We start from the raw sequence: 13,064 nt of genomic DNA, 5'->3' as shown, positions 1-13,064 counted from the left end.
CCAACAGGCCAGCAATCAGCCGGGGTTCGGTCAAGGAAATCCACCGAAACAACGACCGGGGACGCCCCCAGGTGCTGGGCATCCCCGGTCAAGTGTGACAAAAACCTCAGACGAGTTCCGTCACGGTACCGCCTGCGGCGGTGATCTTCTCCTTGGCGGAGCCGGAGGCCGCGTCAACGGACACCTGCAACGCTACCGAGATGTCGCCGGTGCCGAGCACCTTGACGAGGTGGTTCTTCCGCACCGCACCCTTGGCGACCAGGTCGGCGACGGTGACCTCGCCACCCTCGGGGTAGAGGGCAGCGAGCTTGTCCAGGTTGACGACCTGGTACTCGGTGCGGAACGGGTTCTTGAAGCCCTTGAGCTTCGGGAGCCGCATGTGGAGGGGCATCTGCCCGCCCTCGAAGCGCTCCGGAACCTGGTAACGGGCCTTGGTGCCCTTGGTACCACGACCGGCCGTCTTGCCCTTGGAGCCCTCGCCTCGACCCACGCGGGTCTTGGCGGTCTTGGCGCCCGGGGCCGGACGAAGGTTGTGGATCTTGATCGGGCTGTTGTCACCCATGATCAGTCGACCTCCTCGACCGTGACGAGGTGGCGGACGGTCTGGACCATGCCGCGGATCTCCGGACGGTCCTCCTTGACCACCACGTCGTTCAGCCGCTTCAGGCCGAGCGAACGCAGGGTGTCACGGTGGTTCTGCTTGCTGCCGATGTAGGACTTGGTCTGTGTGACCTTCAGACGCGCCATCACGCACCAACCCCGGCGCGCGCCCGCAGCAGAGCGGCCGGCGCGACATCCTCGATCGGCAGACCACGACGGGCGGCGATCTCCTCGGGCCGCTGAAGGCCCTGGAGCGCGGCCACCGTGGCGTGCACGATGTTGATCGCGTTGTCCGAGCCGAGGCTCTTGGACAACACGTCGTGGATACCGGCGCACTCCAGCACGGCGCGCACCGGACCACCGGCGATCACACCGGTACCGGGGGAAGCCGGCTTGAGCAGGACGACGCCCGCGGCCTTCTCGCCCTGGATCGGGTGCGGGATGGTGCCCTGGATACGGGGGACCTTGAAGAAGTGCTTCTTGGCCTCCTCCACACCCTTGGCGATGGCGGCCGGCACCTCCTTGGCCTTGCCGTAGCCGACACCGACGGTGCCGTCACCATCGCCCACCACGACCAGCGCGGTGAAGCTGAAGCGACGACCACCCTTCACAACTTTGGCGACGCGGTTGATCGCGACGACCCGTTCGACGTAGGCGGTCTTCTCGGCCTGCTGGCCGCCGTCCCGCCGGTCCTTGCGGTCCCGTCGCTCGCCGCCACCGGCACCGCTTCCGCGGCGCTGGGGTCCAGCCATTGGATTACCTCTCCCTGATTTCGGCGTTTCTCCGTCAGACGGAACCGGCTAGAACTTCAGACCGGCTTCGCGGGCGGCGTCCGCCAGGGCGGCGATGCGCCCCGCGTACTGGTTGCCGCCACGGTCGAACACGACAGCCTCGACGCCCTTGGCCTTGGCACGTTCGGCCACCAACTGGCCGACCTGCTTGGCCTTGGCGCTCTTGTCGCCTTCGCCGCCACGGATGGACGCGTCGAGGGTCGACGCGGACGCGAGCGTGTGGCCCGCGAGGTCGTCGATGACCTGCGCCACGATGCCGCGGTTGGACCGCGTCACCACGAGGCGCGGACGCTCGGTCGTACCCGAGACCCGCTTGCGGACCCGGATGTGGCGCCGCTTGAGAGCGGCCCCCTTGTACGCCTTGCCCTTGGCGATCTTCACACCGTATGCCATGGCTACTTACCGGCCTTTCCGACCTTGCGGCGGATGACTTCGCCGGCGTACTTGACACCCTTGGCCTTGTACGGGTCGGGCTTCCGCAGCTTGCGGATGTTGGCGGCGACCTCGCCGACCTTCTGCTTGTCGATGCCCTCGACGGAGAACTTCACCGGGGACTCGACCTTGAAGGAGATCCCCTCAGGGGCCTCGACGAGAATCGGGTGGCTGTAGCCCAGCGCGAACTCCAGGTTGGAGCCCTTCGCCTGGACGCGGTAGCCGACGCCGCTGATCTCGAGTGCCTTCGTGTAGCCCGCGGTCACGCCGGTGATCATGTTCGCCACCAGCGTGCGGGACAGGCCGTGCAGGGCCTTCGAGACACGCTCGTCGTTGGGGCGGGTGACCAGCAGAGTGCCGTCCTCGCCCTTGGCGACCTCGATCGGCGCGGCGACGGTGTGGGTGAGCGAGCCCTTGGGGCCCTTCACCGCGACCGTGCGGCCGTCGATGGTGACGTCCACTCCGGCGGGAACCGAGATGGGCAGCTTGCCGATGCGCGACATTGCTTTACCTCTCTTTCCCGGTTACCAGACGTAGGCGAGGACTTCCCCACCCACGCCCTTCTTCTGCGCCTGCTGGCCGGTGAGCAGCCCGTGCGACGTGGAGATGATCGCCACGCCCAGGCCCCCGAGCACCCTCGGCAGGTTGGTGGACTTTGCGTAGACCCGCAGACCCGGCTTGCTGATCCGCTTGATGCCGGCGATCGAGCGCTCGCGGTTCGGGCCGAACTTCAGCTCGAGGACGAGGTTCTTGCCGACCTCCGCCTCCTCGACCTTCCAGCCGGTGATGTAGCCCTCCTGCTGGAGGATCTCCGCGATGTGCGACTTGATCTTGCTGAACGGCATCTCGACATCGTCGTGGTACGCCGAGTTCGCGTTACGCAGACGGGTCAGCATGTCTGCGATGGGGTCGGTCATGGTCATGAGTTGGCCCTGGGCCTCTCTCGCCGGGGTTTCCTGTCTGCTCCGTCCCTCTCCCCCGGCCGGAGCCGGGGACGGGTGTGGTGCGGGGACCTACGGCGTAGTGGATCGGTCCTGGTCTGTGTTCCGCCGACTGACGGAATTACCAGGAGCTCTTGGTCACGCCCGGCAGCTCACCACGGTGGGCCATCTCACGAAGGCACACGCGGCACAGGCCGAACTTGCGGTAGACGGAGTGCGGCCGGCCACAGCGCTGGCAGCGGTTGTACCCGCGCACAGTGAACTTGGGCTTGCGAGCGGCCTTGGCAATGAGAGCCTTCTTCGCCACGGCTCACGCCTCCTTGAACGGGAAGCCGAGGTGACGAAGGAGGGCGCGGCCCTCATCGTCGTTGGTCGCCGTGGTGACCACGGTGATGTCCATACCCCGGACGCGGTCGATCTTGTCCTGGTCGATCTCGTGGAACATGACCTGCTCGGTGAGACCGAAGGTGTAGTTGCCACGGCCGTCGAACTGCTTCGGCGACAGGCCGCGGAAGTCGCGGATACGCGGCAGCGCCAGCGACAGCAGCCGGTCCAGGAACTCCCACATCCGGTCACCGCGCAGGGTGACGTGCGCCCCGATCGGCTGACCCTCACGCAGCTTGAACTGCGCGATGGACTTGCGAGCCTTGGTGACCTGCGGCTTCTGACCGGTGATCGTGGCGAGGTCGCGGATGGCGCCCTCGATCAGCTTGGAGTCGCGGGCGGCGTCGCCCACACCCATGTTGACCACGATCTTGGTGAGGCCGGGGATCTGCATGACGTTCTCGTAGTGGAACTCGTCACGCAGCTTGCCGGCGATCTCGGCACGGTAGCGCGCCTTCAGACGCGGGGAGGTGCTGGTGGTGGTGGCAGTCATCAGATGTCCTCACCGGTTCGCTTGGCAACGCGGATCTTGTTGCCCTCGTCGTCGAAGCGGTAGCCGACCCGGGTCACGACCTTCTTGCCGTCCTTCTCGACAACCAACTGCACGTTGCTGATGTGGACGGGCGCCTCGGTGGTGATGATGCCGCCGGTCTTCGAACCGCGGTCGGTCTGGCCGGCCTTGGTGTGCTTCTTGACCCGGTTGACACCCTCGACCAGGACCCGGTCCTCGCGGGGGTAGGCCACGATGACCTTGCCCTGCTTGCCCTTGTCCTTACCGGTGATGACCTGGACCAGGTCGCCCTTCTTGATCTTCATCGGTTACAGCACCTCCGGCGCGAGCGAGACGATCTTCATGAACTTCTTCTCGCGCAGCTCGCGGCCGACCGGGCCGAAAATGCGGGTGCCACGGGGGTCGCCATCGTTCTTGAGGATGACGGCCGCGTTCTCGTCGAAGCGGATGTACGAGCCGTCGGCACGGCGGCGCTCCTTGACGGTGCGCACGATGACCGCCTTGACGACCTCGCCCTTCTTCACGTTGCCACCGGGGATCGCGTCCTTGACGGTGGCGACGATGACGTCACCGACTCCCGCGTAGCGGCGACCCGAGCCTCCGAGAACACGGATGCAAAGGATCTCCTTGGCACCAGTGTTGTCGGCGACACGAAGTCGCGACTCCTGCTGGATCACGTCTATCTCCTGTTTGTCGCGTCGGTTCCCGGCGGGGGGCCGGTACGGAGTACGAGCCCCACCGCCGAGCCTGACGGAACGGTCCTGAGCGATACCGCTCAGGGATTACATGGCCCGGACTACTTGGCCTTTTCGAGGATCTCCACGACGCGCCAGCGCTTGGTCGCGGACAGCGGCCGGGTCTCCATCAGGAGAACACGGTCGCCGATACCCGCGGCGTTCTGCTCGTCGTGCGCCTTGAGCTTGTTGGTGCGACGGATGACCTTGCCGTAGAGGGCGTGCTTCACACGGTCCTCGACGGCGACCACGACGGTCTTGTCCATCTTGTCGCTGACCACCAGACCCTCGCGGGTCTTGCGGAAGCCGCGGCTCTCGTTCGCGTTCTCTTCAGTCACAGTGCTCTCGCTCATCAGGCGCTCTCCACCGGCTCCACCGTTTCCACGGTCTCGATGCCCAGCTCGCGCTCGCGCATCAGCGTGTAGATCCGGGCGATGTCCTTGCGGACGGTCCTCAGCCGGGTGTTGTTCTCCAGCTGTCCGGTGGCCGCCTGGAAGCGGAGGTTGAAGAGCTCCTCCTTGGCCTCACGCAGCTTGCCGACGAGTTCCTCGTCGCCGAGCTGGCGCAGCTCGGTCGTCTTGGTACCGACCGCCATCACGACTCACCTGCCTCGCGCCGCACGATGCGGCACTTCATCGGAAGCTTGTGCGCGGCGCGGGTGAGCGCCTCACGAGCGACCTTCTCATTCGGGAAAGACAGCTCGAACATCACCCGTCCGGGCTTGACGTTCGCGATCCACCACTCCGGCGAACCCTTACCGGAACCCATGCGGGTCTCGGCCGGCTTCTTGGTGAGCGGACGGTCCGGGTAGATGTTGATCCAGACCTTGCCGCCACGCTTGATGTGCCGGGTGATGGAGATACGAGCGGACTCGATCTGCCGGTTGGTCACGTAGGCGGGGGTGACGGCCTGGAGGCCGAACTCACCGAACGCCAGCTCGGTGCCGCCCTTGGCCATGCCGTCACGGCCGGGGTGGTGCTGCTTGCGGTGCTTGACCCTGCGGGGGATCAGCATGGTACTCAGCCTTCCGTTCCGGGGGTCTCCGCGGCCGGGGCCTCGACGGGGGCAGCGGTCTCGGCCTTGGCGGCCGGGGCGCCTTCCGTCTGAGGACGACGGCCGCCACGGCCACCGCGCTCGCCGCCACGCTCGCCACCGCGGCGCTGCGGACGCTCGTTGCCGCCACCGCGGGCCGGACGGTTGCCGGCGCGGGCGGCCGCGTTGTCGGCGCGGACCTCGGCGATGTTCTTGACGTCGCCCTTGTAGATCCACACCTTCACACCGATGCGGCCGAAGGTGGTCTTGGCCTCGAAGAAGCCGTAGTCCACGTTGGCGCGCAGGGTGTGCAGCGGCACCCGGCCCTCGCGGTAGAACTCCGAGCGGGACATCTCGGCGCCGCCGAGACGGCCACCGCACTGGATCTTGATGCCCTTGGCGCCGGCCTTCAGCGTGCCCTGCATGCTCTTGCGCATGGCACGGCGGAAGGAGACCCGGGAGGAGAGCTGCTCGGCGACCGCCTGGGCCACGAGCTGCGCGTCCATCTCCGGGTTCTTGACCTCGAGGATGTTGAGCTGGACCTGCTTGCCGGTCAGCTTCTCCAGGTCACCGCGGATACGGTCGGCCTCCGCGCCGCGGCGGCCGATGACGATGCCCGGCCGGGCGGTGTGGATGTCGACGCGGACGCGGTCACGGGTGCGCTCGATCTCCACCTTGGAGATGCCGGCCCGCTCCATGCCCTGCGTCATCATCCGGCGGATGGCGACGTCTTCCTTGACGTAGTCCTTGTACAGCTTGTCGGCGTACCACCGGGACTTGAAGTCCGTGGTGATGCCGAGCCGGAACCCGTAAGGGTTAACCTTCTGGCCCATTACCGGGTCCCTTCCTTGCTGGCGACGACCACGGTGATGTGGCTGGTCCGCTTGCGGATCCGGTAGGCACGGCCCTGGGCGCGCGGCCGGAACCGCTTCAGGGTCGGGCCCTCGTCCACGTACGCCTCGCTGATGAACAGCGTCTCGGCGTCGGTGTGCTCGTAGTTGTGCGCGGCGTTGGCGATGGCGCTGTCCAGCACCTTGCCGACCGGCACGCTCGCGGCCTGCGGCGTGAAACGCAGGACCGCCTGAGCCTCCGTGGCATCCATGCCACGGATGAGGTCCACCACGCGGCGGGCCTTCATGGGCGTGACGCGGATGTACCGCGCCTGGGCCCTGGCTTCCATGGTTGTCCCTTCAGTGTCTGTCATGTCTGTCGCGTCGTGTCGCGTCTCGCCGCTGATCAGCGACGACGCGCCTTGCGGTCGTCCTTCTCGTGGCCGCGGAAGGTGCGGGTCGGCGCGAACTCGCCGAGCTTGTGGCCGACCATCGACTCAGTGACAAACACCGGGACGTGCTTACGGCCGTCGTGCACCGCGATCGTGTGGCCGAGCATGGCCGGGATGATCATCGAGCGGCGGGACCAGGTCTTGATGACGTTCTTGGTGCCTGCTTCGTTCTGGACATCCACCTTTTTGATGAGGTGGTCGTCGACGAAGGGCCCCTTCTTGAGACTGCGCGGCATCTACACCCGCTCCTAGCGCTTCTTGTTCGTCTTGCGGCGGCGGACGATGTACTTGCTGCTCGCCTTCTTCGGCGAACGAGTACGACCCTCCTTCTGACCCCACGGGGAGACCGGGTGGCGACCACCGGAGGTCTTGCCCTCACCACCACCGTGCGGGTGGTCCACCGGGTTCATGGCGACACCGCGGACGGTCGGGCGAACGCCCTTCCACCTCATCCGGCCGGCCTTGCCCCAGTTGATGTTCGACTGCTCGGCGTTGCCGACCTCGCCGATGGTGGCGCGGCAGCGTACGTCGACCATCCGGACCTCGCCGGACGGCATACGAAGGGTGGCCATGTTGCCTTCCTTCGCCAGCAGCTGGACCGAAGCACCCGCGGAGCGGGAGATCTTCGCGCCGCCACCGGGCCGCAGCTCGATCGCGTGGATCGTGGTACCCACCGGGATGTTGCGCAGCGGCAGGTTGTTGCCCGGCTTGATGTCGGCGTTGGCGCCGTTCTCGATCCGGTCGCCCTGCTTCAGGCGGGCGGGGGCGAGGATGTAGCGCTTCTCGCCGTCCGCGTAGTGCAGCAGCGCGATGCGCGCGGTGCGGTTGGGGTCGTACTCGATGTGCGCGACCTTGGCGGGCACGCCGTCCTTGTCGTGCCGACGGAAGTCGATGACACGGTAGGCGCGCTTGTGGCCACCACCCTGGTGGCGAACGGTCACACGACCGGCGTTGTTACGGCCGCCCTTGCTGTGCAGCGGGCGGACCAGCGACTTCTCCGGCGTGGACCGCGTGATTTCGACAAAGTCGGCGACGCTGGAGCCACGACGGCCCGGGGTCGTCGGCTTGTACTTGCGGATACCCATTTCTCAGTCCTCGGATGAATTCCGGACTTCTGAACGATCCAGCCCCCGTTAGGAGACCGGGCCGCCGAAGATGTCGATGCGGTCGCCCTCGGCAAGGGTCACGATGGCGCGCTTGGTGTTCGCGCGCTTGCCGAAACCGGTGCGGGTGCGCTTGCGCTTGCCCTGCCGGTTGATCGTGTTGACCCCGGTGACCTTGACCTGGAAGACCGCCTCGACGGCCTGCTTGATCTGGGTCTTGTTGGCGCGCGGGTCGACGACGAACGTGTACTTGTTCTCGTCGAGCAGCGCGTAGCTCTTCTCCGAGACAACCGGCTTGATCAGCAGGTCACGGGGGTCCGTGTACGTCTTGCTGGTGACCAGTGTCCCGGTCGTCTGGGGGTCGGTCTGCTCGGCCATCAGGCGTCGCTCCCTTCGGTCTCGGCGGCGCCGTTACCGACACCGACAAAACGGTCGAAGGCGGCCTTGGTGAAGACCACGTCGTCGGAGACGAGCACGTCGTACGTGTTGAGCTGGCCGGCGTCCAGGATGTGCACCTGGGGCAGGTTGCGGGCGGAGAGCCACGCGGCCTCGTCGGCGCGCTCGACGACCAGCAGCAGGTTCTTGCGCTCGCTGATCTTGCCGAAGAGCGTCTTCGCGGCCTTGGTCGACGGGCTGTCACCGTCGATCACACCGGTCACGACGTGCACGCGGTTGTGGCGCGCCCGGTCGGTGAGGGCACCGCGCAGGGCGGCGGCCTTCATCTTCTTGGGGGTCCGCTGCGAGTAGTCACGCGGCACGGGACCGTGCACGACGCCACCACCGGCGAACTGCGGGGCGCGGGTCGAACCCTGACGGGCGCGGCCGGTGCCCTTCTGGCGGTACGGCTTCTTGCCGCCACCGCGGACCTCGCCACGCGTCTTGACCTTGTGCGTGCCCTGACGGGCGGCGGCCAGCTGCGCGACGACGACCTGGTGGATCAGCGGGATGCTGACCTTGGCGTCGAAGATCTCGGCCGGGAGCTCTACGGTCCCGGTCACGTCGCCCGCGGGCGACCAGATGTCAATGGTGGTGCTCATATCCTTCAGGCCCCCTTGGCCGCGGTGCGGACCAGGACGAGGCCGCCGTTCGGACCAGGAACCGCGCCCTTGATGAGCAGCAGGCCCTTCTCCGCGTCAACGGCGTGAACGGTCAGGTTCTGGGTGGTCACCCGCTCGTTGCCCATGCGACCCGCCATGCGCATGCCCTTGAACACGCGGCCGGGGGTGGCACAGCCGCCGATGGAGCCCGGCGAGCGGTGCTTGCGCTGAACGCCGTGTCCGGCGCCGAGGCCCTTGAAGTTGTGACGCTTCATGACACCGGCGAAGCCCTTGCCCTTGCTCTTGCCGGTCACGTCCACCTTGACGCCGGCCTCGAACACCGTGGCGGTGATCTCCTGGCCGAGCGTGTACTCACCGGCGTCTGCGGTACGCAGCTCGACCAGGTGGCGGCGGGGCGTGACATCGGCCTTCGCGAAGTGGCCCTTGAGGGGCTTGTTCACCTTGCGCGGGTCGATCTCGCCGAATGCGAGCTGGACCGACTCGTAGCCGTCGTTGTCGCTGGTGCGAACCTGGGTCACGACGTTCGGGCCGGCCTTGACGACGGTCACCGGGACGACACGGTTGTTCTCGTCCCAGACCTGGGTCATGCCGAGCTTCTCGCCCAGGATGCCCTTGATCTGCTTTGCCATCTTCTCCGCGCCTCTCAGAGCTTGATCTCGATGTCAACGCCGGCCGGCAGGTCCAGGCGCATCAACGAGTCAACGGTCTTGGGCGTCGGGTCGAGGATGTCGATCAGGCGCTTGTGCGTGCGCATCTCGAAGTGCTCGCGCGAGTCCTTGTACTTGTGCGGCGACTTGATGACGCAGTACACGTTCTTCTCAGTGGGCAGCGGCACCGGGCCCGCGACCTGCGCACCAGTACGCGTCACCGTCTCGACGATCTTCTTCGCCGAGGAGTCGATGACCTCGTGGTCGTAGGCCTTGAGCCGGATGCGGATCTTCTGTCCCGCCATGGCTACTCCGTAGTCCTTGTCTCTTTTTACGCTCTTGGCACCCGCTTGCCCGACCCACGCGGTCGGGCGTGTCGCGCCCCTCGCCATAGCTTTCCGCGCATGCGGAAATCCCTGCCCGAAGGGTTTGCGTGGGAGAGAACACCCACCGGATGCCTGGTCGGAACCGCACTGACACTTCCCGGAAGATTCCCGTACGTCCGTCCCAGTGCTGCCCATCAGGCAGATAAGACGACGAGTACTGTGGGACTCGCTTCCGGTCCCCCCGACGGGAGGCGCGCAGCATCGGCGCTCGACCGAGCAACTTGGGTAGTCTGCCATACACCCCGTACCCGACGCCAATCGAGCGCGGTAGCTTACCCCGGGGTGATCACCCCCCAAACCTCCCCGGCCCCGCGCCGCGGACCAGGGCGCCCCGGGCGACCCGGCCTTGTGGATCCGCCGCTGACAGACGGGCGGGCTAGGGTCTGCGGAAAGTCGGGTGGGGTGAGGCGAGGTGGGGAGCGCGATGGTGGCGGCGGGGAGCGGTGGGGGTGGGTTGCTGCGGCTGCGGAAGGTGAGCCGGACGTACGGGGCACGGGTGGCGCTGCGTCCGCTGGATCTGGAGCTGCGGGCCGGGCGGTGCACCGCGCTCTTCGGGCACAACGGTTCGGGCAAGTCGACGCTGCTGCGGATAGCGAGCGGGCGGGACGCGCCGACCACGGGTGAGGTGCTGTTCGCCGGGCGGCGGATGAGCGAGGACGACCCGGAGGTACGGGCCCGGGTCGCCGTGGTCGGTGACACGGTGGCCTGCTATCCGGACCTCACCGTGCGCGAACACCTCGAACTGGTCACCGTGGCGCACGCCGTTGACGACGCGGCCGGCTGGATCGACCAGGTGCTCGCCGACCGGCGGCTCCTCGAACACGCCCACGCACTGCCGAGCGCGCTCTCCTCCGGCCAGATGCAGTCGCTGCTGCTCGCCTCCGCGCTGGTCCGCCCGCGCGACCTGATGGTGCTCGACGAGCCCGAGCAACGGCTCGACCCGGGCGCCCGGGAGCGGCTGGCGGAGCTGCTCAGCGCCGAGAAGCGGGACGGGGTGGCGGTGCTGCTCGCCACCCACCAGGCCGACCTCGCCATCGCGGTCGCGGATCATATGGTCGCGCTGGAAGACGGTCAGGTGATCGCCGAGGGCCCGCCGGCCGCGGTGCTGCGGCAGCTCGGCGTCCGGGCATGACGGCGCCGGCCGTACCGGGCGAGCCGGGGGAACTGGGCGAGCCGGGCGGGCTAGGGGGCGTCGCATCCGCGCCGGGCGAGCGCGAAAGCGCCGAGGCCGCCAAGGACGCCGGGGCCACGGATCTCGCCGAACCCGCCGAGCCTGCCGCGGACTTGTGGGACGAGCACACCTGGTCCGCGGCGGACGACGACCGCACCGCCGAGACGGTCCAGTGGCTCCGGCGGAAACGCAGGGCCCACCGGCGGCAGCGCGGCCAGGACCTCGCGGTGATGGCGTACTGCGTCCTGCTCGGCGTCGTCGCCTATGGCAGCGGCCTCGTCGTGCACTCCCTGCGCGGTCTCTCCGAAGGCGCCGGCTACGGCCGCTACGGCGCGGACGTACAGCGCGGGCTGCCCGCGCTCTTCACCGCCCTCACCCTCACCCTCGCGCTGCTCGCCGCCCGCGACGCGCTCTGGCGGGGGCCGGTCGTGCTGCCGGCACCGTCCGTGGGGTGGCTGCTGGCGCAGCCGGTACGGCGGGCGGCCGTCCTGCGGCCCTGGTTCCGGCTGTCCGCCGGGCTCGCCCTCCTGCCGGGGGTGCTGGGCGGCGTGGCGGCGGGCGTGGCCCTGCGGGTCACCGGGCTGGCGCCGATCGGCTACGCCCTGCTCGCCGTGGCTCCCGCGGCGCTCTGCCTGCCGCTGCTGGCGACCGCGTTCGGCATGGCGGTGGAGCGGCGGCCCCACTGGGCACGGCGGGTCCGCCGCTGGACCGCCCCCGCCGTACTGCTGCTCGGCGCGCTGGCCGCGCAGACCGGGCTGGCCGGCGGTGGGCACCGGGTGCGGGCGCTGGAGTGGGTGGAGTTGTGGTCCGGGCCGTGGGGCTGGGCCGCCCAGCCGGTGGTACGGGCCTGCGGCGGCAATGCTCCCGGCTGGCCGGCCGCGCTCGCCCTGCTGCTGGCGGCCACCGGTGCCGCGCTGGCCCAGGCCCACCGGGACGCCGGTCAGGTACCGTCCGCCGAGCTGCGGAGCCGGGCGGCGACGGCCACCACGGTGGCCTCCGTGGCCTGGTCGATGGAGCTGCGCGCGGCCAAGCTGGCGCTGATGGACGCCGGGGCGGGCGACGGCGGCGCACCCGGGATCCGGCTCCCGCTGCCGCGCAGCCGGTATCTGGTGGTGGTCTGGCGGGACGCGATGACGTTGCTGCGGGCGCCGGGGCGGCTCGGCAAGGCGGCGCTGTGGGCGGTGGCGGCGGTCGCGCTCGCCGGGTTCGGCGCGGATCTCGGGGGTGAGCGGCGGGGCGTCGGGCTGGTGCTCGGGCTGCTGTGCGGGTACCTCGCGGTCGGCGTGCTGGCGGAGCCGGCCCGGCTGGAGACGGATGATCTGCGGCGGTCGTCGTGGTCGCCGTTTCGCTTCCGTAGCCTGATGGTTCAGCACGCGGTGGTGCCGGCCGGGCTGGGGGTGCTGCTCGGGGTGGTGGCCGCGGTGCCGTTCGCCGCGCACGGGGCGCCGTGGGCGCTGCTGTTGCTGCCGCTGTGCGCGCCACCGTTCGCCGCGGCGGCGCTTTATGGGGCGTGCCGGGGGCCGGCCCGTACGCATCTGATGTTTCTGGGCGGGGGGAGTCCGGTGGGCGGGCCGGGGCCGCTGATCTTTCTCGGCTGGTACGCGGCGGGGCCGATTCTTTCGGTGAGCGCGTTGGCGCTGGCGCTTTTTCATGGGGTGACGCGGGGGGCTGTGGCCTCCACCGTATGCGCGAGCGTCGCGCTGACGTGGCTTCTCCTCTCCCTGACCCGCCAAGCGGCGAACCGCCTGCTCACCCACTGACCTAGTGGGCACCCCGCGGTGCTTGCGCTGTTGCGCACCCCCACCCGTAAACGCACCCGGGCCCCGTCAGGGGCGCGGGGAACTGCGCGGGCAACCCACCACCGGGCGGCAGTCGGGGAGGGACCGCACCACCCACCCCCTCCCCCGTACCCCAAAAACAAAGAGAAGGGTGCCCCGCGCTGCCGTAAGAGCAACGCAGGGCACCCTTCTCAGGTCAAGCGGCCCGCAAGGG

At 68.7% G+C, this 13,064-nt stretch carries 23 protein-coding genes; 2 read left to right on the top strand and 21 right to left on the bottom strand.

Annotated features, from left to right (window positions below):
- Window positions 1-106: 106 nt before the first annotated feature.
- From rplO to rpsJ, 21 genes are all read right to left on the bottom strand, one after another.
- Complete coding sequence (rplO, locus tag OG519_RS21365) at window positions 107-562, bottom strand: 50S ribosomal protein L15 (protein WP_405586325.1); 456 nt, start codon at window positions 560-562, stop codon at window positions 107-109.
- 2 nt (window positions 563-564) lie between these two features.
- A complete protein-coding gene (rpmD, locus tag OG519_RS21360) occupies window positions 565-747 on the bottom strand; it encodes a 50S ribosomal protein L30 (RefSeq protein WP_030890715.1) in 183 nt (60 codons plus the stop codon).
- Window positions 747-1,352 carry a 30S ribosomal protein S5 gene (gene rpsE / locus OG519_RS21355; RefSeq protein ID WP_093713222.1) on the bottom strand — a complete coding sequence of 202 codons (606 nt, stop codon included), beginning with the start codon at window positions 1,350-1,352 and terminating at the stop codon, window positions 747-749. The genes rpmD and rpsE overlap by 1 nt, the downstream gene beginning before the upstream one ends.
- A gap of 48 nt (window positions 1,353-1,400) precedes the next feature.
- A complete protein-coding gene (rplR, locus tag OG519_RS21350) occupies window positions 1,401-1,784 on the bottom strand; it encodes a 50S ribosomal protein L18 (protein ID WP_405586320.1) in 384 nt (127 codons plus the stop codon).
- 2 nt (window positions 1,785-1,786) lie between these two features.
- Window positions 1,787-2,326, bottom strand: a complete 540-nt coding sequence (gene rplF, locus OG519_RS21345) for a 50S ribosomal protein L6 (RefSeq protein ID WP_405586318.1) — start codon at window positions 2,324-2,326, stop codon at window positions 1,787-1,789.
- 21 nt (window positions 2,327-2,347) lie between these two features.
- The gene (rpsH, locus tag OG519_RS21340) at window positions 2,348-2,746 is read right to left on the bottom strand and encodes a 30S ribosomal protein S8 (protein WP_405586315.1); all 399 of its coding nucleotides are present in this window, start codon (window positions 2,744-2,746) and stop codon (window positions 2,348-2,350) included.
- Between the two features lie 139 nt (window positions 2,747-2,885).
- Window positions 2,886-3,071, bottom strand: coding sequence for a type Z 30S ribosomal protein S14 (locus tag OG519_RS21335; RefSeq protein WP_033177806.1), 186 nt, complete (start codon window positions 3,069-3,071; stop codon window positions 2,886-2,888).
- 3 nt (window positions 3,072-3,074) lie between these two features.
- Window positions 3,075-3,641 carry a 50S ribosomal protein L5 gene (rplE, locus tag OG519_RS21330; protein WP_405586311.1) on the bottom strand — a complete coding sequence of 189 codons (567 nt, stop codon included), beginning with the start codon at window positions 3,639-3,641 and terminating at the stop codon, window positions 3,075-3,077.
- The gene (gene rplX, locus OG519_RS21325) at window positions 3,641-3,964 is read right to left on the bottom strand and encodes a 50S ribosomal protein L24 (RefSeq protein WP_405586308.1); all 324 of its coding nucleotides are present in this window, start codon (window positions 3,962-3,964) and stop codon (window positions 3,641-3,643) included. Before rplX ends, rplE begins: the two co-directional genes overlap by 1 nt.
- Before the next feature lie 3 nt (window positions 3,965-3,967).
- The gene (gene rplN, locus OG519_RS21320; protein ID WP_405586305.1) at window positions 3,968-4,336 is read right to left on the bottom strand and encodes a 50S ribosomal protein L14; all 369 of its coding nucleotides are present in this window, start codon (window positions 4,334-4,336) and stop codon (window positions 3,968-3,970) included.
- Window positions 4,337-4,455: 119 nt separating this feature from the next.
- Window positions 4,456-4,746 carry a 30S ribosomal protein S17 gene (gene rpsQ / locus OG519_RS21315; protein ID WP_405586302.1) on the bottom strand — a complete coding sequence of 97 codons (291 nt, stop codon included), beginning with the start codon at window positions 4,744-4,746 and terminating at the stop codon, window positions 4,456-4,458.
- Window positions 4,746-4,988: a 50S ribosomal protein L29 gene (rpmC, locus tag OG519_RS21310; RefSeq protein WP_405586299.1), complete on the bottom strand. Its 243-nt coding sequence runs from the start codon at window positions 4,986-4,988 to the stop codon at window positions 4,746-4,748. The genes rpsQ and rpmC overlap by 1 nt, the downstream gene beginning before the upstream one ends.
- Complete coding sequence (rplP, locus tag OG519_RS21305; protein WP_093742370.1) at window positions 4,988-5,407, bottom strand: 50S ribosomal protein L16; 420 nt, start codon at window positions 5,405-5,407, stop codon at window positions 4,988-4,990. The genes rpmC and rplP overlap by 1 nt, the downstream gene beginning before the upstream one ends.
- A 5-nt stretch (window positions 5,408-5,412) precedes the next feature.
- Entirely contained in the window at window positions 5,413-6,258 is an 846-nt protein-coding gene (rpsC, locus tag OG519_RS21300) for a 30S ribosomal protein S3 (RefSeq protein WP_405586296.1), read from the bottom strand.
- Window positions 6,258-6,605: a 50S ribosomal protein L22 gene (gene rplV / locus OG519_RS21295; RefSeq protein ID WP_405586293.1), complete on the bottom strand. Its 348-nt coding sequence runs from the start codon at window positions 6,603-6,605 to the stop codon at window positions 6,258-6,260. The genes rpsC and rplV overlap by 1 nt, the downstream gene beginning before the upstream one ends.
- A gap of 56 nt (window positions 6,606-6,661) precedes the next feature.
- Window positions 6,662-6,943, bottom strand: coding sequence for a 30S ribosomal protein S19 (gene rpsS, locus OG519_RS21290; protein WP_405586290.1), 282 nt, complete (start codon window positions 6,941-6,943; stop codon window positions 6,662-6,664).
- 12 nt (window positions 6,944-6,955) lie between these two features.
- The gene (gene rplB / locus OG519_RS21285; RefSeq protein ID WP_405586288.1) at window positions 6,956-7,792 is read right to left on the bottom strand and encodes a 50S ribosomal protein L2; all 837 of its coding nucleotides are present in this window, start codon (window positions 7,790-7,792) and stop codon (window positions 6,956-6,958) included.
- Window positions 7,793-7,840: 48 nt separating this feature from the next.
- Window positions 7,841-8,188: a 50S ribosomal protein L23 gene (gene rplW / locus OG519_RS21280; RefSeq protein ID WP_405586285.1), complete on the bottom strand. Its 348-nt coding sequence runs from the start codon at window positions 8,186-8,188 to the stop codon at window positions 7,841-7,843.
- Entirely contained in the window at window positions 8,188-8,847 is a 660-nt protein-coding gene (gene rplD, locus OG519_RS21275; RefSeq protein ID WP_405586282.1) for a 50S ribosomal protein L4, read from the bottom strand. The genes rplW and rplD overlap by 1 nt, the downstream gene beginning before the upstream one ends.
- A 5-nt stretch (window positions 8,848-8,852) precedes the next feature.
- Window positions 8,853-9,497, bottom strand: coding sequence for a 50S ribosomal protein L3 (gene rplC, locus OG519_RS21270; RefSeq protein WP_405586279.1), 645 nt, complete (start codon window positions 9,495-9,497; stop codon window positions 8,853-8,855).
- 14 nt (window positions 9,498-9,511) lie between these two features.
- Entirely contained in the window at window positions 9,512-9,820 is a 309-nt protein-coding gene (rpsJ, locus tag OG519_RS21265; protein WP_014144312.1) for a 30S ribosomal protein S10, read from the bottom strand.
- Between the two features lie 505 nt (window positions 9,821-10,325).
- On the opposite strand from rpsJ, the gene OG519_RS21260 reads away from it, so the two are divergent.
- Both OG519_RS21260 and OG519_RS21255 read left to right on the top strand, forming a co-directional pair.
- Complete coding sequence (locus OG519_RS21260; protein WP_405586275.1) at window positions 10,326-11,033, top strand: ABC transporter ATP-binding protein; 708 nt, start codon at window positions 10,326-10,328, stop codon at window positions 11,031-11,033.
- Window positions 11,030-12,832: a hypothetical protein gene (locus OG519_RS21255; protein WP_405586272.1), complete on the top strand. Its 1,803-nt coding sequence runs from the start codon at window positions 11,030-11,032 to the stop codon at window positions 12,830-12,832. Before OG519_RS21260 ends, OG519_RS21255 begins: the two co-directional genes overlap by 4 nt.
- Window positions 12,833-13,064: the final 232 nt, after the last annotated feature.

This window comes from Streptomyces sp. NBC_01190 (genome assembly GCF_045039895.1).
In the GTDB taxonomy this organism is placed as follows: Bacteria; Actinomycetota; Actinomycetes; order Streptomycetales; family Streptomycetaceae; genus Actinacidiphila.
Note: the sequence above shows the minus strand (reverse complement) of the source record. Positions and strands in the feature narration are given on the sequence as shown.